The sequence below is a fragment of the Roseburia sp. 499 genome, from assembly GCF_001940225.2.
In the GTDB taxonomy this organism is placed as follows: Bacteria; Bacillota; Clostridia; order Lachnospirales; family Lachnospiraceae; genus Petralouisia.
This window is the reverse complement of record NZ_CP135164.1, coordinates 1,449,294-1,470,748: the sequence shown is the minus strand read 5'-3', so window position 1 is coordinate 1,470,748 and position 21,455 is coordinate 1,449,294. Positions and strand designations below refer to the sequence as shown.

General features: G+C 36.7%; 19 protein-coding genes and 2 pseudogenes. 2 read left to right on the top strand and 19 right to left on the bottom strand.

The features are described from left to right. Positions 1 to 6: 6 nt before the first annotated feature. From BIV20_RS07355 to BIV20_RS07335, 5 genes are all read right to left on the bottom strand, one after another. Entirely contained in the window at positions 7 to 1,680 is a 1,674-nt protein-coding gene (locus tag BIV20_RS07355) for an O-antigen ligase family protein (protein ID WP_330554477.1), read from the bottom strand. Between the two features lie 92 nt (positions 1,681 to 1,772). Then, complete coding sequence (locus BIV20_RS07350; protein WP_075719579.1) at positions 1,773 to 3,149, bottom strand: RHS repeat protein; 1,377 nt, start codon at positions 3,147 to 3,149, stop codon at positions 1,773 to 1,775. Between the two features lie 80 nt (positions 3,150 to 3,229). Continuing rightward, positions 3,230 to 5,317: an ATP-dependent DNA helicase RecG gene (recG, locus tag BIV20_RS07345; protein WP_075719577.1), complete on the bottom strand. Its 2,088-nt coding sequence runs from the start codon at positions 5,315 to 5,317 to the stop codon at positions 3,230 to 3,232. Between the two features lie 15 nt (positions 5,318 to 5,332). Then, positions 5,333 to 7,039, bottom strand: a complete 1,707-nt coding sequence (locus BIV20_RS07340) for a DAK2 domain-containing protein (RefSeq protein WP_075719575.1) — start codon at positions 7,037 to 7,039, stop codon at positions 5,333 to 5,335. A 13-nt stretch (positions 7,040 to 7,052) separates the two neighbouring features. Next, the gene (locus BIV20_RS07335; protein ID WP_075719573.1) at positions 7,053 to 7,409 is read right to left on the bottom strand and encodes an Asp23/Gls24 family envelope stress response protein; all 357 of its coding nucleotides are present in this window, start codon (positions 7,407 to 7,409) and stop codon (positions 7,053 to 7,055) included. A gap of 203 nt (positions 7,410 to 7,612) precedes the next feature. Between BIV20_RS07335 and rpmB the strand changes: the two genes are divergently transcribed. Next, entirely contained in the window at positions 7,613 to 7,798 is a 186-nt protein-coding gene (gene rpmB, locus BIV20_RS07330; protein WP_075719571.1) for a 50S ribosomal protein L28, read from the top strand. Between the two features lie 83 nt (positions 7,799 to 7,881). On the opposite strand, the gene BIV20_RS07325 is transcribed toward rpmB, so the two are convergent. The 6 genes and pseudogenes from BIV20_RS07325 to BIV20_RS07300 form a co-directional block, all read right to left on the bottom strand. Further along, positions 7,882 to 8,238: a hypothetical protein gene (locus BIV20_RS07325; RefSeq protein ID WP_075719569.1), complete on the bottom strand. Its 357-nt coding sequence runs from the start codon at positions 8,236 to 8,238 to the stop codon at positions 7,882 to 7,884. 255 nt (positions 8,239 to 8,493) lie between these two features. Next, positions 8,494 to 8,898 (bottom strand): annotated as a pseudogene (locus BIV20_RS07320) (hypothetical protein); the annotation flags it as partial. A gap of 181 nt (positions 8,899 to 9,079) precedes the next feature. Beyond that, the gene (locus BIV20_RS07315; protein WP_075719565.1) at positions 9,080 to 9,616 is read right to left on the bottom strand and encodes a hypothetical protein; all 537 of its coding nucleotides are present in this window, start codon (positions 9,614 to 9,616) and stop codon (positions 9,080 to 9,082) included. A 9-nt stretch (positions 9,617 to 9,625) separates the two neighbouring features. Beyond that, positions 9,626 to 11,272: a hypothetical protein gene (locus tag BIV20_RS07310; RefSeq protein WP_075719563.1), complete on the bottom strand. Its 1,647-nt coding sequence runs from the start codon at positions 11,270 to 11,272 to the stop codon at positions 9,626 to 9,628. Between the two features lie 93 nt (positions 11,273 to 11,365). Then, a complete protein-coding gene (locus BIV20_RS07305) occupies positions 11,366 to 11,713 on the bottom strand; it encodes a hypothetical protein (RefSeq protein WP_075719561.1) in 348 nt (115 codons plus the stop codon). Between the two features lie 25 nt (positions 11,714 to 11,738). Beyond that, complete coding sequence (locus BIV20_RS07300) at positions 11,739 to 12,050, bottom strand: TIGR04197 family type VII secretion effector (protein WP_075719559.1); 312 nt, start codon at positions 12,048 to 12,050, stop codon at positions 11,739 to 11,741. A 173-nt stretch (positions 12,051 to 12,223) separates the two neighbouring features. Here BIV20_RS07300 and BIV20_RS07295 point away from each other — a divergent pair. Beyond that, a pseudogene (locus tag BIV20_RS07295) lies at positions 12,224 to 13,619 on the top strand (transposase). A 333-nt stretch (positions 13,620 to 13,952) separates the two neighbouring features. On the opposite strand, the gene BIV20_RS07290 reads toward BIV20_RS07295, so the two are convergent. From BIV20_RS07290 to BIV20_RS07255, 8 genes are all read right to left on the bottom strand, one after another. Beyond that, a complete protein-coding gene (locus BIV20_RS07290; protein ID WP_192848873.1) occupies positions 13,953 to 14,090 on the bottom strand; it encodes a hypothetical protein in 138 nt (45 codons plus the stop codon). An 80-nt stretch (positions 14,091 to 14,170) separates the two neighbouring features. Next, positions 14,171 to 14,605: a GerW family sporulation protein gene (locus BIV20_RS07285; protein WP_075719557.1), complete on the bottom strand. Its 435-nt coding sequence runs from the start codon at positions 14,603 to 14,605 to the stop codon at positions 14,171 to 14,173. 14 nt (positions 14,606 to 14,619) lie between these two features. After that, positions 14,620 to 15,186: a DUF2953 domain-containing protein gene (locus tag BIV20_RS07280; protein WP_158024919.1), complete on the bottom strand. Its 567-nt coding sequence runs from the start codon at positions 15,184 to 15,186 to the stop codon at positions 14,620 to 14,622. A 290-nt stretch (positions 15,187 to 15,476) separates the two neighbouring features. After that, complete coding sequence (locus tag BIV20_RS07275) at positions 15,477 to 15,833, bottom strand: hypothetical protein (protein ID WP_075719553.1); 357 nt, start codon at positions 15,831 to 15,833, stop codon at positions 15,477 to 15,479. A gap of 56 nt (positions 15,834 to 15,889) precedes the next feature. Next, complete coding sequence (locus BIV20_RS07270) at positions 15,890 to 16,342, bottom strand: NUDIX hydrolase (protein WP_075719551.1); 453 nt, start codon at positions 16,340 to 16,342, stop codon at positions 15,890 to 15,892. A 79-nt stretch (positions 16,343 to 16,421) separates the two neighbouring features. Beyond that, complete coding sequence (locus BIV20_RS07265; protein WP_083655128.1) at positions 16,422 to 17,885, bottom strand: peptidoglycan D,D-transpeptidase FtsI family protein; 1,464 nt, start codon at positions 17,883 to 17,885, stop codon at positions 16,422 to 16,424. Then, positions 17,836 to 19,245, bottom strand: a complete 1,410-nt coding sequence (locus BIV20_RS07260; protein ID WP_075719549.1) for an FtsW/RodA/SpoVE family cell cycle protein — start codon at positions 19,243 to 19,245, stop codon at positions 17,836 to 17,838. Before BIV20_RS07260 ends, BIV20_RS07265 begins: the two co-directional genes overlap by 50 nt. Positions 19,246 to 19,248: 3 nt before the next feature. Then, a complete protein-coding gene (locus BIV20_RS07255; RefSeq protein ID WP_075719547.1) occupies positions 19,249 to 21,432 on the bottom strand; it encodes a peptidase U32 family protein in 2,184 nt (727 codons plus the stop codon). Between the last annotated feature and the right edge of the window lie 23 nt (positions 21,433 to 21,455).

Genomic DNA, 21,455 nt, shown 5'->3' with positions numbered 1-21,455 from the left:
CTAATCCTATTTATAAAGAAATACGGGTTTATCTTTTATTTTATATGCAATACAACTAGTTCTTTCCTGCAAAGAAGCTAATTGCGCTGGCAGAGAATCTATTCTTTCTTGCAGAAGAGCCATATAATATTCATACATTTCCTGTTTTTCTGCTACAGATGAAATTCTATTCAGTTGCAGTATGAGATTTTGCAGCAATTGCTCATATTGTTTATAATATTCTACATTATATGGATCTAACTCAAGCATTTGGTTCAAATCATCAATACATTCTTCAATACGAATTTGTGATGCACAAAAGGAACCTCTAGTGATAAAAGCAGTTATATTATATGGATTTTTGTCGATTACTTTTGATGCTATCTCGTATGCCGTCTTCTGCTTGAAAAAAAAAAGCATTTTTTTCTCCTGAGCATATGTATAATCTGGAAGCATTGCTAAGGCAAAATCTTGATTTCCTATTTTGCTGCACCCTGTAGCAATTCCAATATAAACAAATAGTATCAGAAGTGCTGGCAAAATAATATAGTTCTCACGAAGCTCCTTTTTCTTTACTTTGATACATTCGCCATAATCTAAAAACAGAACTGCAATCATTATAATCGAAAGATATTGACAGTGAAAATCAACTAACGATGAAAAACATATCAACAGAAGAATCTCTTTATCATTTCGATTTTGTTTTCCGTAAAACACTTGCCATCCTATAAAAAGTAATAATAGTATCAGTGCAATAACACCATAATCTAACGCAATCTGCAAGAAATCATTATGAACAAATCTCGTATGATATACCCCAGTTTGGAAAGTTCCTTGGCTATAATAATAGCCCATTCTTCCAAGTCCATAAAACTTTTTGAACAACACAAAAATAGCATCCCTGGCATAAAGAACTCTTCCCCATATCGTAGAATTTGAACTAAAAATTGTAAAAATTCGTCCAATATTTTCTGTATTTCCTGTTAAAATAATATAGGAACTCCCTGCTAAGATTAATAGAAAAGTTGTTATAAAAAAAGGTTTTTGAACGTCTCTCCTTCTAAATGCATAATAAATTCCCCATATCAGCAAAACTAATAATATACTTCTGGAACCTGTTAATAATAAACCTGCAACTAAGATAACTAATTGCATAATTTTTAAAATGAAATTTTTTCTTTCTTTCCAGTTATGAACCAATATTACAAGCCCTATTGCTGTAAAAAGTCCACATGTATTTGCATATTGAAAAAAACCGGACATTCGATTATTTTCCCAAAAGTATAATTTCATATTGAATACAAAAAGACTGGCAACTGATATAAGAACCATAATACAACCCAAAACTGGAATTATATTTTGCACTAGATTTATATCTTCATTACTCTTGCATCGAATCATCCACATCCATAGGCATATTACTCCGATTCGCATAATTCCCATAAAATTATCCATATAATCAATAGCCCAAAAACTCACTATTATTGATATGCACATTATCATAATTGGGATTGCAAAGACCTTTCGCCTATCTCTCTGAAAAAACGATTCTCCTTTTATCAGCATTGCAAATAAAGATATTGTGATGATTGCTCCTACAATTGCTACAGAATAATCAAAAAATCCACCACCTAAAATTACTGCCATTCCTAATATCATTGATAACGAGGCTTTTCCTATTGAATCTTTTAGTTTTGTCATATCTTTCACCATACATATTTTAAAATATAAAAACAATCCCCTGGGAATGCTCCCAGGGAATATAAATATTAGAATTTACTTTTCACTCATAATTAATGAAATAAAAAATCCCAAAAGTTCTCTCCTGTTTTAGGTGATACTTTAGTTGTATCACTACTGGTTGTAGTACCGGTTGCAACATTAGCTGTTTCCACCTTAAACCATGCAATTGGAGAAAGTGATGTAAAGGTTGCTGTAATGTTTCCATCACCTGCTGTAGCAGGAATATATTCAATTGTTCCATCCTGTTTTATATGAAGCACAACAATAGTATCACCTTTTTTTACGTTTGTTGCAATATTACTATCTGCAAATGTAATTTGTATTCCTGAAGAAATATCTGTACCACTTGGAACCGTAAGTTCTAAAGTTCCACCAGCTAATGGTTTAGAAATATTCAAAGAAGGTGCGTACTGCTTTAACACAGCAGCTACGTTCTCAGCATCATTGGCAATTCGATTTACCAAATCAACCACATTGTTAATGGCTGATTGAACTTCTGGAACATCAGAACTTTGAATTGAAGTAACGGACACATCAACCGATTGACCATTAAGATTTCCAGTTGCAGTCATACTCGAATCGGTTGTATCAAACGGTGTAGTTGCTGTAACATCAGTTAAATAACCTTCCGCCTGATATCTCTTAAGGACATTATTTAAATCATATGCATAAGTCCAAGAAAATCCATTGGCATCTGTTCTGGTTGTTCCAATACCGCCATTTACCTTATAATATAAATAAGCAAGTCCTTCGTCATCTAATGTAAATTCCGCCGGATTCAAAATATTTAGTCTATACACATGAACTTTATCGCCATTTCTATTGACTTCAGTAGTATAATCGTTAAATGAAGTAACTGGGGTTGCCTTATCTGCAGCGTAAAAAGTTGGATATGTTTCTGAACTCAATGGTACATTATCTGCATACACATAGGCATAAGCATAACCATCATTATTTATCAAATCACACTCAAATGAAGTCAAATACTGATTTATAAATGTACTTGGACTATAATCCTCATTTTTGATATTACCTTCTGCATCAAAGATTACTTTTTTATAACTTCCTTCTGGAATATCATTTGCTAATATAATAGTCAAATTCATACATGCATAATTGTATTCTGTACTGACATATTTGTCAGTATTAGAAATATCAACTGTAGCCACTGCACCAGCTAATGTTTTGTTATCTTCTGGACAAAGTGCGGCTTTCCATCCGGTTACATCCAACTCGTTTGCCGTCTCATAATCCAGTGAGACATAATAATACAAACTCGTTCCTGCTTTCGTCGAATAATACCCATTAAAATCAGAATAGTTAAGCTCTGATTCTGAAAAAGCGTTTACCTTTTGCATAGGTGCTACAATAGTACCTATCGAAAAGATAAGCATGATAGTTGCTAAAAAAGCACAAATTTTTTTCATAATTCCCATACCTCCATAGCTCTTCTTTTGTATATGTATACTTCATGAATAATTATACTAAAATCATGTTTAATTTTCAACTATAAGTTTGCAATTTCTGCCTGTTCCCTTATATATGTCTGAATCCTTTCTCGCACAGAAGCATATTTCTCTGATTCTAATCTTCTGTCTTCAGCCAGAATCAGATTTGCTTCTTCCGAAGCTAGTTTCAACAAATCTGCATTTTGGTAAATATCTCCCAAACGGAATTCCAATAATCCACTTTGGCGAATACCGAAAAAGTCTCCCGGACCACGCAATTTCAAATCCTCGCTGGCAATGAAGAATCCATCATTTGACTTATTCAATATCTCCAAACGTTTTTTTGCTTTTTCCGAATCCGTGGTATTAATCATAATACAATAAGACTGTGCATCTCCACGCCCCACTCTTCCTCGTAACTGATGCAATTGGGCAAGTCCGAATCTCTGCGCATCCTCAATCATCATAACAGTAGCATTTGGTACATTTACTCCGACTTCAATAACAGTTGTAGATACTAGAACCTGAATCTCATTTCGCGCAAATTGTTCCATAATTAGATTTTTACGTCCAGACTTCATTTTTCCATGAAGATATTCCACCACAGTACCTTTGGGAAGATTTTTTTTCAAAGCTTCTGTATAGTCTGTAACATTTTCCATTTCCAGTCCTTCGCTCTCTTCCACCAACGGACAGACAACGTAAACCTGATGGCCATTTTGTATTTCCTTTGCTATAAAATCATAAGAAGTTTTGCGGGAATTCTTTCCTACCACACAGCTTTTTACTGGCAGACGTTTTGCCGGCACTTCATCAATTACAGAAATATCCAAGTCTCCATATAAAATAATTCCTAAGGTTCTTGGAATCGGTGTTGCACTCATTACAAGTGTGTGAGGCTGTTCTCCTTTTAAAAACAGTGTTTCTCGCTGTTTTACACCAAAACGGTGCTGTTCGTCAGTTATGACCAATGCAAGATTGTCAAACACTGCCCGTTCTTGAATCAGTGCATGTGTTCCGATTACCATAGCATTGGGATAAAGTTCCATTCGCTCATAAGCCCGTCGCTTCTCCTTTGCAGTTAATGAACCAGTCAGCAATACAATGGGGATTTTTAATCCATGTTCTTCGCAAAGATTTGTAAATGTCTGATAATGTTGTTGGGCAAGAACTTCTGTTGGAGCCATCAGTGCAGATTGATAACCGGACTGTGCAGCATCCAACATAGCAAGGAATGCAATAATTGTCTTACCGGAACCTACATCTCCTTGCACCAGACGCTGCATCACCTTTTTTCCACGCAAATCTGCACGAATTTCTCCAAGAGTACGAAGCTGTGCTCCTGTTAGTTTGTAAGGAAGCTTTTCCATCACTTCATCAGCCCACAACCTCTGCTCTAGTGGTAGAAACGAAAAATCATTTTGTATTTCCTCCATTTGTTCTTTTTGCATTCCAGCAGAAAGAATAAACTGAAAAAATTCATCAAAAATCAAGCGTTTTCGTGCTTCCTCCAATGCTTTATCATTTTCGGGAAAATGAATATTTTCAATGGCAAAATTGTATTCTGCTAACTGATGGCGGCTTCGAATTTCCTCTGGCAGATAATCTTTGGATAAATCCAGTTCCTTCAATACCTGCTGAATAGTTTGGGATAGCTTGTTTTTGCTTAATCCGGCAGTTAATGCATAACTTGGCCAGAGACAATTCTGCATAGCATTGTATTTTTCGGGCACCAATATCTGTGGCTGTTCCATATGATAACCGTTTCCTTTTCTTGTCACTTTTCCAAGAAAAACAAACCAGCTTCCAAGCGTAAGCGTATTTTTTAAATAGGGCATACGAAACCATATCACGTCCAGATGAACGTTTTGCTCCTGTACCTGTAATGTGGTAATCTGCATGGAACGGGCACTTTTTACAAAAGGAGTTTTCTGAATATGTACTGCCAATGCCGTAGTGATACTTTCTGTTCCAACTTCAAACTTTTCCGGTAACTCTGCCAACGGCGTAATTTCTGGCAACTTATCATAATTCTTTGGATAATGAAGGAGTATATCACCTAAGGTGTATACTCCTATCTTGTGAAACAACTCTTCTGTTTTTGCGCCGATTCCCTTAATGGTTCCAATTCCAGAACTTAATTCCATGGGAATCCTCCTATCTTATTCTACAGAAATAACATAATAGTAGATTGGCTGTCCGCCGGAATGTACTTCTACTTCACAATCCGGGTAAAGTTCTTCTAATTCATTTCCTAATACTTCTGCAGCATCCTCTTCTATTTCTTCTCCGTAATAAACACTGATAATAGAAGAATCTTCATCTACCATCTGTGCGACCATCTCCTTGATGACTTTATCCATGTCCTGTCCAACCGAAAGAATGGAACTATCACCAATTCCCATATAATCGCCTTGCTTAATCTCTTTATCATCAATCAGCGTATCACGTACCGCATAGGTAACCTGACCTGTTTTAACATTCTCAAGCTCTGCTGTCATCTGCTCTGCATTTTCTTCTGCAGTTTTATCCGGCATAAAGTTAATTAAAGCAGTAATTCCCTGTGGGACTGTTTTGGTAGGAATTACATAAATATTCTTCTCTTCCATCAAAGACGCGGCCTGATTTGCTGCAAGAATAATATTTTTATTATTCGGAAGAATGAAAATATTATCTGCATTTACTTCCTCAATGGCATTCAGCATATCCTCTGTACTTGGATTCATGGTCTGTCCGCCCGCGATAATATAATCTACACCAAGGCCTTTGAAAATTTCATTGATTCCTTCTCCGATGGATACAGAGATGAATCCCATATCTTTTCTTGGCTCATTGGCCTTAGCTTCCTCTTCAGCGTCTTTTTGAGAACGTTTCTTATTCTCTTCATCTTTCTGTTCGGCTGCCACCTTTTCAGCGTCCTTAATGAGTTTTTCCTGATGTTCTTCGCGCATATTATCAATCTTAATCTTACTTAAAGAACCATAGGTTAATGCTCTTTGAATTGCAAGTCCAGGATCATTAGTATGTACATGGACTTTTGTAATTTCATCATCTGCAACAACTACAATAGAATCACCAATAGACTCTAAAAATCCCTTAAAGTTAAGTTCTTCCTGTTCGCTTAAAGGATTGTTTAACACAATAATGAACTCTGTACAATAACCAAATTTAATCTCCTGTTCTGTCTGCGCTGATATCTTTACCACACCAGAACCTTGGGAAGCTCCTTCAATGGTATAATCAATCTCTTTTCCAAGAAGTGCATCATAAGCACCCTTTAATACAGTAATAAGACCCTGTCCGCCGGAATCTACCACACCGGCTTGCTTCAATACCGGAAGCATTTCTGGAGTCTGACTTAAAACATAATCTGCATGCTTAATTACTTCATCAATATAATACACCAAATCATCGGTCTCTCCGATTAATTCCAGTGCCTTATCTGCTCCACCTTTGGCTACGGTAAGGATTGTACCTTCCTTCGGCTTCATAACTGCCTTATATGCTGTTTCCACTGCCTTCTGAAGAGCATCACATAATACAACTACATCAATTGTATCATATTCACTGATTCCCTTGGTAAAACCACGAAATAGCTGTGAAAGAATAACACCGGAATTTCCTCTTGCACCACGAAGGGAACCGGAAGAAATCGCTTTTGCCAAAGACTTCATATCAGGATGTTCACCCAAATTACTTACTTCTGCTGCCGCAGCCATAATTGTCATAGTCATATTAGTTCCGGTATCTCCATCCGGTACCGGAAAAACATTTAACTCATTAATCCATTCTTTCTTTGATTCCAGATTCTTCGCACCTGCCAAAAACATTTTAGCAAGCATAGAAGCATCTATTGTATTAACCTGCACTACAGTTTCCTCCTTAATCAATCACTCTCACACCTTCTACAAAGATGTTGATTTTTTCGATTTCCATACCAGTAAATTCTTCCACCTGGTATTTCACCGTACTGATTAAGTTATCAGAAACAGTTGAAATACTAACGCCATAAGAAACAATTACATGAAAATCCAATGTAATTTTATTATCTGTAATGGTAACATTGATACCATGATTCAGATAATCACGCTTTAAAAGTTTAACAAGACCATCTTTTACATTTACGGCAGCCATGCCTACAATACCGAAACATTCTACCGCTACAGAACCGGCATAGGTTGCAATGACATCTGTATCAATTAACACTTTTCCGTAAGGTGTGTTCATTTGTCCTTTCATACCATAACCTCCATTTTATTACTGCAATCACTTGCACATATATTGCTATTATAACCGCTTTTATAGAAAAATCAAACATAATTTTTTACTTTTTTATAAAAAAATCATTTTTCGCTTGCAATTCAGTATTCTTTCTGGTAGAATATGTTTGTTGTGAGCCTATAACAATATGTAGGTTTAGTAAGTTGCAAGGAGGTGCAATTATGGCAAAATGTAGTGTTTGTGGAAAAGGTGCACATTTCGGAAATAATGTCAGCCATTCTCATAGAAGATCTAACAGAATGTGGAGTTCTAACGTAAAATCCGTTAAGTGTAAGGTAAATGGAGCCGCTAAGAAGATGTATGTTTGTACTTCTTGCTTAAGAAGTGGTAAAGTTGAAAGAGCTTAAGAAGCGGAAATCAAGCCAGCCTGTGAAGGCTGGCTCTTTTTATTTTTCTATTTTTCTTCTACTGCTATCATAATCCTTTTGCATTAATCCACATAACCTTCTTTAAAATCTTCTATCCACTCATCCTCTTTCTTTTCTGTATCTATTACTTCTCCGGTTATTGCTTCATATTTTGGATAAACCAAACGAAACAAATATATAAAATCTGCTCCATCACTTGCCATAGATTCCATAATATCTGCCGCTTCGTTTGGATATTTCATGACCCAGTCCACCGTTAGGCGATTGTCTGTTGTGAATCCATATTCTTTTGCTTTTTCAAATCCGTCTCTATCATATTCTGATAAATCATCAAACAACCAATAACCAGAATCCGTGAAACTCAGGTGTTTTTTTACAGGAACCTCGCTTCTAACTGATTTTAGACAATAATCAGCCAAGTGAATTGAAAAAGTTCCTGCTTATACCTATTTTTTCCTTTAATAGAGTTACTCGTTCAAAAAATTTACGCACTTTAAAAAGCCTTCTATTTGGGGAAGGATTTATGCTAAAGCAAATCGATTATAAACATCCATAAAAACATGGCGCCATACATTGCTACATCCTATTGCCAGGATTATTCGTCGTCCATGTGTTGTTACATGACCTGCGATTTGAATCAGATTTCCTATGACTGTTCTGATTCGGCGTCTTTTCTTCAGGGGTTGTTTTAAAAATGTAGGCGTATTACACTGGCAATGCTGGCTTCCTTCACGAAGCTCTGTATTTACAAGAAAACCTTCTGTTCCAATGTAAGCCATCATTGGTGCGTAACCATCAAATCCTTTGTAAGTGTGTGAAACACCTTCCTTATGAGTCTTGGAATTATCCATAGGAGTCACATCAAGATCCAGAGGAACAAGATCTGACTTAAGTGCAGAAGGCTGAATTTATTATTGCACTTTTTGATAAAGTTGCTTTTGCCAAGCATTTGTCCAACAAGAGATAGTCCACTCGGGGTGATTTATCTTTCATTAGAGAATTCAATTACAAGCTTTTTCATGTGTATTTACCTCATATATTTGATACCTATATTTTACTATATGAGGCATAGATAGCATAGGAAAACTTAAGTTTTTTTCGTGTATTTTAACTTCATCAAATGGGTGAAATCAGAAATAGGAAATGAAGCTTCATTAATCCCTTTGTTTATCATAAGTTTGACACATTATTGATTAATGAGTTTCACGGATTCAGGTAATATTATTGTCATAATACGTTTCTTCTTCATAATCTTACTTCCTACTCTTTGGTTATATCTTCTATCTTTTCACCTGTAATTCTTTCATATATTGGATATATCCATTCTCTAAGTTCTTGAAAAATTTCTCCATGACTTGCCATGGAATACATAATCTCAACTGCTTTTCTAGGATGTTCCATAACCCATTCTACTGTTATCCGATTATCCGTTGTAAAACCATATTCTGTTGCCTTTTCCCATGCGTCTTTATCCACTTCTGACAAATCATCAAATAACCAATAATTCATTACAGTAACCACTATTTTAGTATCTTCTGTAGCTTCTATGGTATAATAACTATAATCTGGTCTATCTTCTTCATTCCAATTTTCCCACCAGTCTGGTGTTGTCTTCACATGAAATTGACTGTTTAAAATATTCATTTCTTCTTCATTTAACTTATATTTTGTAAAATAAGGTTTCTGTGCCATTCGTTCCTGTTCTGTTTTATAGTCACGATACAACAATACTCCTTTGATTCCTGCCAACAGTACTATTACTAATATTATTATTGTTATAATATGTTTTTTTTTCATGTCTACCTCCTAATCTCCCTTTATTGCATCATTATATCTATCTGCGTTCTCTGGATTCTCAGCAATTAACTGATCAATTAAATTCGAAATCTCGTTCGGCTTTGTCACAACATCTGCCTCTGTTATTTCTGTTCCTAATGCATCATTTACACTATTTATAATATCTGCCGTCTTTCGTCCAGATTGTGTATATAAGGCAAGTTGTTCATTATCTACTGTATCATACTGAACAAAGTTAACGCTACAATCAAAGGCTCTATAAATCATTGCACTTTCTAAAGTGTCTAATTGCCCTGTGATAAACTTTTGCGCCGCATCTGCTTCTGCTCTGCTTTCTGCCATGTCGATTGCAAAGCCTGCTATATCACCGGCTATGGGAACATATCCTATCACATTTTCTAATGCCTCTTTTCCTGTTTTTTCTACCAGATATGTCCCTAAATATTCTGAGCCCATACTAATCATTTCCCCTGAAGTTTCATCTATCATAAAACTCCACGTCTCGTCAACTAAGGAAACCCCTGCAAAATATCCCGCAAAAGAAAGTTCTGTATCTTTTAATGCATCTCTATCAATATTTTCACCATTCTTAGTTCTTGAAATGTTTATGGTAGATTCTCCAAGATTACTCATTGTTGGTGACACTTCACTTCCTATATTACGAAACTGGCAAAAACTCATAGTCAGACTTTCATCCTCATTTTTCTTTATCTTAATCGTTGGATGCTCCGCCTGATACTCTCCACGAAAAGTTCCAACTTCTCCTGTCACTTCCAAAAGTGTCATCCTCTGAACTATAATATTTCGTTGCTCTCTTAGTCTTTTATATTGTTCATTCTCATTTCCATTTTCATTTTCACTATCAATCACTCGCAACATAGCTAATGTACCATCCGAAGCAATGGACACCTGCTCTATCAATTTATCCAATTTTTCTGTATTTACAGTCCATTCAGAGAAATCTTCGCCTCCCGAAAAGCCTGTTCCCATTTGAATCATTTCATTATACCATGGAATATCTACATCCGATGTTCTATCCATGCAAAGTTCAAGAAAATGAGACAATTCTGTTTCATCAATATTCAGATATAACAATGCCAATGCTTGATACTCTTCCTGCGTAATTTCTTCTGCTGGCTTACTCAACACTTTTTCTACTTCATCCCAATTTGCAGTTATAGTTCCGTCTGCATTTACTGTCAATATACGCTCTATGTAAGACTTTGCAAGCTCTGTCCTCCATGCTGCATTTGGATCCGAAACATAAGCGCCATTTTGAAAAGCATTATCAATAGCACAAAGTCCCGTTTCTGCTGCCGCCCGCATAGTAGCCACTGCCAAAAACAATCCACTGGTAGTACCTTCTATTTCATCATAGCGGTCTTCTTTTGCCTGCCACATGAGATACAACCTTTGGTCAATTTCTGCCATATTCCAGTATTGATTTGCTTTCCAGCTATAATACCGACTTTCCCATGGCCAGAAGGCTTTGTTTGCTTCTCTTTCATACTCCTGTGCAGTCTCCTCATCTGCAGCTTTTTGTCGCAACGCAGCAGCTTTTTGTTTCAGAATATTGCCGCCAATTAACACTTCATCTCCAACAGACGATTTTAAGATTGTAAAATCAGCAATATCGGAATTATTTGCTGTTCTCATTGCCTGCAGCACTGTGAATCGCACTATCACATTCTTCTTTTATTTTGGTGGGATTTAAATAAGAATTTTCGTTCATGAAATTTTTCCTCCGTATTAATTATTATCTTCCTCATTTTTTTCAGCATTCTTTTCCTGAAAGTTTGCTTCTGTTTCCTCTATTTTCTGTTCTTCCTTCTTAGTCTCATTTTGGAACTCTTCCCCAAATTCCATTTTCCTTCTTCTTAATGAGTCTAATACACTTTGCTTTTCATCCAACAGACGTAATATTTCTGTATCATTCACTCCACAAGCTTCCCGCATTCTATCCAGATTCCGATAAGTCCTTAAAATCTCCATATCCTCATCGTCTTCCCTTTCTAATACACGCTTTTTTCGCCTTTCTAAAGCTTCTTTATCTTCTTCTAGTTTTTCAATACTCTTTTGTTTTTTAGTCTCTTCCATTGTTAAGTCTCCATGTTATTTTTGTTTAGGGTTTGCTCTCTGTTAATGTTTCATATCTACAGCCATTTTCCCATAATTGGCTCATCATGCTGTCATATTCCTCAAAAGTTGCACCCAGTTGTCTGACATTGCCAACTTCTTTTTCTATCGCAGCTCCAAAAGAAGCGATCAGTTTTTGGGATTTGCCAAAATTACTCTGCCCGTTTCCATTTGCTGTAAGCGTAGTCTCTTCATCTGACGGAATTAACGCAACTTCTTCAAAATATGCTGCTGCCCCCGAAAGTACCGTTGCGTCATTTTCTACGGAGGTTTGGTTAATTTTAATTTCTTCTGACATATTATTTCTTCTCCCTTTATGCTTTTTAACTATTTGGCGTTTGCGAAACGCCAAAAGCCGCATAAATACAGCATTTTTTTTGTTGCCAAAATAAAATATCTCCTCAAGGTTTATGGTAAAATAGAATTGTCGAGAAACTAATCAACCATCCACCTGAAAGGAGATATACTCATATGATAACACATAAGCAGCTCACTTTGGCAGAAGTTTTTGAAGATTGTCAAAATAAATTTGACAATGACAAATATCAGTTTCTAATACTTCTTGATGAAGCCATTAACCTTGATGAAATTGTTCCTGTTTCTTTTGTGTCTCATTTTCACGCTCGTACCGGAAGACCTCGCAAACATCAGCTTTATCCTATGCTCAAAGCTCTTCTGATCCAGCGTATCTTCTCAATCCCGACTGATATGCTTCTGATTGTCTTTCTCAAATACTCTCAGGAATTGCGTGATTTCTGTGGATTTGATGTTGTTCCCGATGCCTCAAAATTCACTCGTTTTAAACAGGATTTCTTACTGGACTTACAATCTATGTTCGACCACTTGGTTGATCTGACCGAACCGATCTGCCAAAAGATTGATTCTGCTCTTGCATCCATGACCATCTTCGATACCTCCGGTATAGAAGCCTGGGTCGCTGAAAATAATCCCAAATATGCTAACCGTATTATCAAACAGCTGAAAGCCTTTAAAAAATCCCATAACCTTGATGATTCTTACGACCCTTATAAGGCTGCCTATGGTTCCATGCCTTCCCATGCTGCTTCTAATCAGGCTATCCAACAAATGTACATTAATGGACATTTCTGTTACGCTTACAAGTTTGGCATTATTACAAATGGGCTTGGCATTGTTCGTGATATCACTTTCTATAACAAAGACTTTCTGAATGCTCATCCTGATATCGTTGTGGAGAAAAAATCGGATTCTCCGGACGAAGATAAGTCACTCGCCGACTCAAAAGCATTACTTCCTGTTTTGATTGATTTCTTCCAGAAACATCCGCTTATTGAGCCAAAGACTTTTCTGGGCGATGCAGCCTTTGATACGATTGAAATCTACAAATCTCTTTTTGAAGAAATCGGATTTCAAAAAGCTTTCATTCCCCTTAGAGTAAAACTCTCCATGGAAGAAAACGGCTGCACATTCAACGAGAACGGCATTCCCTGTTGCCCTCACGATCCTTCACTCCCAATGAAAAGAGAAGGAAGTAAATCTCATTTAAAAAGCAAGATTCCAACCATGAAGTTTGTATGCCCCAAAATGAAATGGGAATACAATCCGGCAGATAAATCCAAACGTCGCGTCTGCCACTGCGATAACCCCTGTACAACTTCTTCCTGCGGACGAATGATCTACATCTATCCGGAGAAAAACCTCCGCGCGTATCCGGGTGTCGAACGCGGTTCCGCCGAATGGGATGAAACTTACAAAATCCGAGTCAATGTAGAGAAATCTATCAATCACTTTAAAGATAGTTTCTGTATTGCCGGACGTAAAACTCAAAATGAGAAAACGCTCCATGCAGATCTTCTTCTCGCCGGTATTACCCAGCTTGTTACTGTGATGGTTGCTGATAAAATACATAAACACCAGTATCTTAGAAGTTTGAAACCTCTCATCGCATAGGGCTTACCAATTCCATAAATCCATGGGATTTATTTCGTGTGCCAAAAAATACCTGGTATCCACTTTTCATACCAAGAATCCTGCATTGCAGGATTCTATCCTTGTATTCAATCAGGATTGCGAACTTGTTTCGCAATTACCTATTTTTAACTATTAAATCATACAAAAGATTAAATTTACTGTCAAGTTTTTCCAAAATAAAGCGGACAGCTCACTTTTATACAAAAAAATAAATACTGTCGTATCAAAGAATAAATACGACAGTATTAACTCAACAAGAAAATAAATTATATCCTAATAACAAAAGCAGAAATATTATAATCAATCCCAATAATTGGCTGTGCAGAAACATCATAAGCGCCATTCCGATTGCTATCCAGAACAGAACAAATCCTATCAGCCGTCGCATATTTTCCCTCCTGCAAACCTTTCTATTATATACTATATGCAAAACTTGGGAATAAATGCCTTGAAACGGCAAAACCAAATCTACGCTTCTGTCTCATCAACAATATTCAGCTTCTCTGATAAATCTTTTGCAGCAGCCTCTTTCGCAGCTTCGTCTACGATTCCGTTTGTCTTTTTATTGTCTTTCCCACTAGTAAATTTATTCACAAAATCAGGAACCATATCCAAGATCTTGGTCACACTGTCTTGATTCTTAATATTTACAAGTTTGGTGCATCCATCCTGAATTACTAATACTGCACTTGGAGTAATCTTACCTCCCATACCACCGGCTGCATTGTTTTTCTTTTCCTGACAAAATGCCCCTGCAGCTACTCCAAAGGAAACCTCTATCAATGGAAGAATAATGGTATCCCCTATATGAACCGCATCACCTACTACTGTTTTGGTGCTGATGAAGTTGTCCATTCCCTTAAATAATGACTGTACTGTTGTGTTAAAATTATTGTCCTGCATATAAAAACCTCCTATTATGTTCTAATTTGATTGATAAGTTTGCGTATATCTTTATTTTTTATAAGCCGCATTCCTGATGCCAACAGATGAGCACTTCGAATGTGTCCCTTTAGAAAAAGTTCTCCTCTGGCATAAAATCCTTCCGCTGTAAAATCAGGTATTACGGATATTTTATAGCGATACCAAAACGGAAATAAGCTAATTATTCCAAGAATTTGTCCTGTATTGGCAGGATCTTCTGTACCAAATTGAAGTTCTCCTGAAGCTTTTCTCGGAGTATAATGCTTCATTAACCCTTTGAATTCCCGAAGCAAAGCAGTCGCCGCATTTCTATTAGTCTCTTCCAAAATGATATTTTTTATGTTACCAAGCTGCTCTTTTAAGCGAATTAGCTTTTGCCAGAATCGCTTGCATTTTTCTTTGATTCCTTTAAAACTTAGTTTTTTGAAAAAATTCTTTCGAGAAGATTTCTCTTCTTTTTCTTCTTTCAAAACCTTTATTTCGGTTTCTTGTGTTTCACTTAACTGTTCATCAAAGTCGATAGACGCCTCTTTTGCTTCGTTCTTTAAATCTATTGACAATTCCTGTATTTCCTTTGTGCGTTTTCTTTTCTCTTTCTTGGGTTTCTTCTGCCCCAACCTTAAAGGAATACCAAATATTCGTATTTTAACCAAAAATCCATCTGTGCCATAACAGACTCTTCCATGAATAACATGTAAAAACCAACTAAACACTGCATCTGTTTCTAATGTCTTAGGAACCTCTCCTTTTCCTTTGATACGATACCTGACCGGAATAAATAGTATAGAGAGTATCAAAAATAAGAATATTCCAATTAAAACAAGAAAACAAATGCCAATTATTTTTAGAATTAAGAACAGGATTTCCATACAGGCTCTTTTCTGAGATTTTCCCGCTGTTTTTCAAGAAAATACTCTTTTACCTTAAAGGTTCCGGTCTCTTTAAAAACGTCTATCACAATCTTTCCTGCTAATTCCATGGCATTATCATATCCTTTGTCCACGCCAACAACCAGCATATCTATTTTAGGATAATGTTTCTGCATCAATTCCCAAGCCGGGATGATATCCAGGAGATTTCCCTCGGCACTTCCAAGAGCAATGACATATATATCCAGTTGTCCTGCATTATGCAGAATTTTCCATTTTACTCTTTCTTTTTTTGATGCAATGGATTCCCCTGCATAAAAATCTTTATACCAAATCATCCAAACCTCTCATTACTTTTTTGTAAAAAAGGCGCCCGTCTTTCGATGAGCACCTTTTAAAAATATTTTCTGTTGCCCCAAAGATTACTCTTTTTTAAATCCAGATATTCATTATAAGCCTTTTCTAATATCTGCTTCTCATTTGCAAATTTTAATAAATGATATGCTTCATGAAATTTGTAGTACCCGGAATCAACAAAATATTCTTCCCGTTGTGGTTTGCTGTAATAACTGTCTGCCATCATAAGATACCAGTGAACATCCTTTTCCACTGTATCTTCAGGAACATTAAAGGTATACTGGCTTTTTCCAACATATTTGATAATTGATGCATTTACACCTGTCTCTTCCAGAACCTCTCTTGCTGCCGTATCTTTATACTCCTCGCCCGGCTCTACCGTTCCCTTCGGAAGAACCCAGCCTTCATACTTATTTCTGTAATTCTTATACAGAAGCAGTATCTTCCCGCGAAATATTACCACACCACCACAACTCGTTGCTTCTATCATTGCAATACCTCCTGATGTGGTTTTAGAACTTGAAAACAGTATACCTCTTTTTCGACTATCTTGCAAGACAGACAAGAAATTAATTATTAAAATAGGTATCAAAAACCTGCTTTGCAATCGGAACTGCTACAGAGCTTCCTGCTCCTCCGCCTTCTACAATTACGGTTACTACTATCGTTCCTTTTTCTTCTGTAGAAGCATAGCCGGTAAACCATGCATGGCTTTCTCCTTTGGTATTGCTGTATTCTGCAGAACCGGTCTTTCCAGCAGCTTCATAGCTTTGACCATTTAATTTAGAACCAGTTCCATCACTAACCACATAAGACATAAATTCTTGCATGGTAGCTGCTTCCTGAGAATTTAGCAAGGTTCCATAAGTAGAAGGGTTATATTCCTTCACAGAAATTCCTTTATAATTTTCTGTATGGTCAATAATGTAAGGTTTCATCAACACACCATCATTTGCAATTGCAGAAGTAATAAGCGCCATGTGAAGTGGAGTTACCAAAGTTTGCCCCTGCCCAATTGCTGTTTGCATGGTAGCAGATGTATCCGAAGCCTCATTCAGCACAAAACTACTCTTCTGATACGGGTATGCACTGGGAATATCCGCATTAAATAATAGGCTGTTACAAAGTTTTGCAAAAGATGTTTTATTCAAGGAAAGTCCAATATTTGCATAAGAAGCATTACAAGACTTTGCGAAAGATGTTTTTAAATCTTCCGTCCCATGTACGGAATTATCATAACAGTGAATTTCTGTTTCATCCTTATTAATACTTCCCGTACAATCATAAGTATAATCTAAATAATTCGGATTTTCTCGAATATATTCCAAAGTAGTCAATATTTTAAACGTAGACCCTGGCGGATACAGTCCCTGACTTACCCGATTTAGCAATACAGAATTCTCGCTGTCCGTATTAGAAATAATACTTTCCCAATCTGCTGCTATGGTATTTGGATTAAAATCCGGTTTGGATACCCATGCCAGTATTTTTCCTGTTTCCGGCTCCATGACAACTACAGCACCATTATTATCTCCAAGTGCATTATAAGCTACTTCTTGTACAGAGTAATCCAAAGTTGTAATTACATTATCTCCAGGATTCTTTTCATCCTTCAATCCATTTATAATCTGCTCTAAAAAAAAAGCATGAGAACGCAGCAAATTAAAGTTAGCAAAGGATTCGATTCCTGACTTTCCATTGCTATCATAGCCTACTGCATGTGCAAACATATTTCCATACGGATAATATCTTGTTTCACTGCCATCTTCCTCAACAATGGTTTCTGCCAATGTTTTCCCGTCAGAGGATAAAATGCTTCCCCGCACAACATGTTCTCCAAACTTATCCTGTCTCGTATTGTACGGGCTGTTAATAAAATCTTCACTTTTGAAAATTTGAAAGTAAGCAAAATATCCCATCATCAGGATAAAGATTCCAACGAACATATATGTAATAATCACAAATTCACGATTTTTGTTTTTATTAGTCGAAGTTCTGGACTTTCGTTCCATGGATTTTGACTGTTTCCTCATGGGTCACTCTGCCTCCTTTCTTCTTCTTTTTTATTTTTGGTTTTTCAAGTTCATTTTCCTCACGTTCCCGTAATAAATATAATCCCTGAATGATAGCGAAAATAATCAATGTACTTAACAGTGAGCTTCCACCATAACTTACCAGTGGTAAAGTTACACCGGTAGAGGGAATAAACTTAATATCACCGCCAACAGAGAGGAATATCTGGAATCCGTATATCGTTCCAAGTCCTAATGCCACTAGCTTATAAAAAGAATCCTTCATCTGCATAGCAATATTCAAAAACATAAGGAAACAACTGATACATACCAGAATCAGACACAGCGCAAAAATACCGCCCAATTCTTCGGAAATGGCAGAAAAAATAAAGTCCTGCTTTACCTCCGGTATCTTATTTGGCATTCCCTGATTCAGTCCCATTCCAAACCAACCTCCGGTTCCAATGGCAAACAGTGAATTTGATATCTGATTTCCCTCATTTTCAAACCGTGCCAGAGGGTCTTGCCATGCCAATACACGCACTCTTACATGATTGAACAAAAAATATCCTACCACGGATGCAGCACACCCACATAAAATTCCTCCCAAAAAATAATAGATTTTATGAGTGGCAACATAAAGCATTACAATATAAGCAATAAAGAAAATCAACGCTGCTCCCAGGTCCTTGGATAAAACCAGTATGATTACATGAAGTGCCGCAATGGCTGTGGTTTTTACTACCTGCACAAATTCGGTCGATTCATGATACATAGCTGCCACAAAAAATACAAAAATAATCTTAATGAATTCTGAAGGCTGTATGTTAATTCCTGCTATAGTAAAAGAAAGCTTTGCTCCATGAGAAACTGCTCCTAATGCTGCAACTGCTCCCAGCAGCGTAATCCCGGCAATGGCATACATCCATGAAAGATTGCGAAAAAACTTCAGTCTACTAATCAAAAACGGAATCAGCATCGTTGCTGCCATGGAAATAATGGCAATCTTAAACTGCTTTACTGCAAAATCCACAGATAGCCGAGTTAATATAATAAAGCCAATCATCATAAGCATACACATATTATTTACTACCAGCCGGGATGCCCTACGATAAATAGTAGTATAACAAATCTGTACTACCACAAAATACACTACCTGCATCAGATAAAAAGTAATCAAGCTCTGATTTTTTGTAGATAAATACAAAACAAGATAGGCATTTAAATGTATCATATACATATAGAATACCTGTTGATGAAACTTTCTGTTCTGTTTCTCCGGGTCTGTGTTGCGTTTTAATACTGCAAAACACTGATAAGTATACAGTGCAAACAGAATAATCATTAAATATTTTGATAGCTCCGTAATCAAGTGTACCATAAACTATTCTACTCCTCGTTTAAAATGACCATTGGTATAGTCCTTAAAATATTGTTCCGGCGATACCTTCTTCTTTTCCATAAAAGCTTGCCGATATAGGGAAAATACCTGTTCCATTTTCTTCTCGTTTTCTACGGTAAAGCTGAGTCTTACTGCCTCCGGCGTCAGTCTTTGGATTTCTGTAAAATGATGCATCAAAACCAATGGACTGGTATTGTAAATCACATTATAACATGCATTACAATTATTTTTTACCGGGAAAAGCTTACCATATCTGTCCTTTATATGAAAAATACCTGGTGTTTTGTCACAGCCTGCCACATTTTTGTGAAGACACTGAGCACTTATCATTAACGGCTGATGACCATACAGAATCATTTCTCCCATTTCACAATTCAGCTCTGACAATTCCCCACGGTTTAACTCTACCGGCAGAGTAAAATGCCCTATCTTCCATTCCTTTAAAATATTTTGAGCTTCATTGGAAAATATGTAGATTCCATAATCTGTCTGTATCTTACTTCCATCTATTCCCAGTTTCTGTAAAAAGCAGATTTCTTCCATATTTCGAACTAAATAACCATCAGGATTTTCTTTTTCTAATTCTGAAATCAGCGCTTCTAACCGTTTTGCCAAATCCATTCGCATGATATAAGGCAATGCCAGATACACTTCTTTTCCGGTTGCCTTCACGGAACAAACATCTGATTTCGTTACTTTTAAAATATCCAAATAAATTCTGTCAACCTCTGGCTGTTTTAATGCAAAGGCAAGCTGTTCCGGCTCTTCTAATAATACATGAAGCTTTGGGTTCCATTCTCTTGCTTTCGATGTATTTTTTGCTTTATCCTTTTCTTGGATATTAGCTGTTTTCTCCGGTATCCTTCGCCTATATGTCCCAAGAATCTGACGTTCTACCTGTTCCAGACCTTCTCTCCGCAATTTGTTCAATGCACCTACCGGAATAAAAATATCCTCTTCCATTGTTATTTCCAATGTTTCAAACATAAATGGCGTGTTTCCGGTCTTTTGCATCTTATCCCGTATGGTTTCTTCTGACATTGGCTGTTTCTGGGCTTTTTGTACCACATCGCCCTCAACGGTTACTTCCACACCTTTATATTCTAACATAAGTTTTGACGGAAGTTCTTTGGAAAGTATTAAGATTCCCTTTATTTTTTCTTTTCTTTCCTGATTGATGTAGGTATTTCGCACTTGCTGTTGCAGTTGCTCATTACTCTTTTCATGGGAAGGCTTTTCAAAAGTAATCATGTCTTTCCCATTATGTCTCTTGTAGTAACCATCCGTAAATCCACAACGATTTCCAAAATCCCATAATTTCTGTCTGTCTTCTTTCAATACCTCGTAGGAAGCTTGCGGATTGTCCTCATATTTGTCAATATAATGACGATATACACTGGTAACTCCAGCTGCATATTCTGCTTGCTTCATTCGTCCTTCAATCTTAAAGGAATGTACCCCATGCTGAATCAATTCCGGTATCAGGTCTATGGTACACAAATCTTTCGGGCTCAAAAGAAATCCGTGCTTTCTTTCTTCAATCAGTTCATAAGGAAGACGGCAAGGTTGTGCGCACCGTCCTCGATTGCCGCTTCTACCTCCAAGCATGCTACTCAACAAACACTGTCCTGAATAACAATAACACAATGCACCATGAACAAAGCTCTCAATCTCCGCCCCTGTCTTCTCGTAAATATCCTGAATCTCTTTTAAAGAAAGTTCTCTTGCTGTTACAATCCGGTTGCAACCAGCCTTTAGCATCAACTCTGCCCCATATGCTCCGGTAATGGTCATCTGAGTACTTGCATGGATATGAAGTTCCGGAAAATGCTCTCGTATAAAACGCATGACACCCAAATCCTGTACAATTACTGCATCCAGTCCCGCCTCATAATAAGGTCTCAGATAATCATATAATTCTTCTTCCAGCTCTTTTTCTTTTAAAAGGGTATTCACTGTCATATACAACTTTTTCCCTTTTAGATGCATAAAATCAATGGCCGAAAGCATTTCTTCTTCTGTAAAATTATTGGCATACGCTCTTGCACCAAAACGATTTCCTGCACAATATACGGCATCTGCTCCGGCATTTACTACCGATTTTAAAGTCTCGAAGGATCCTGCCGGTGCTAATAATTCTGTTTTCTTAAATTTATTTTCTTTCATAATATAACCTCGTATTATAAGAT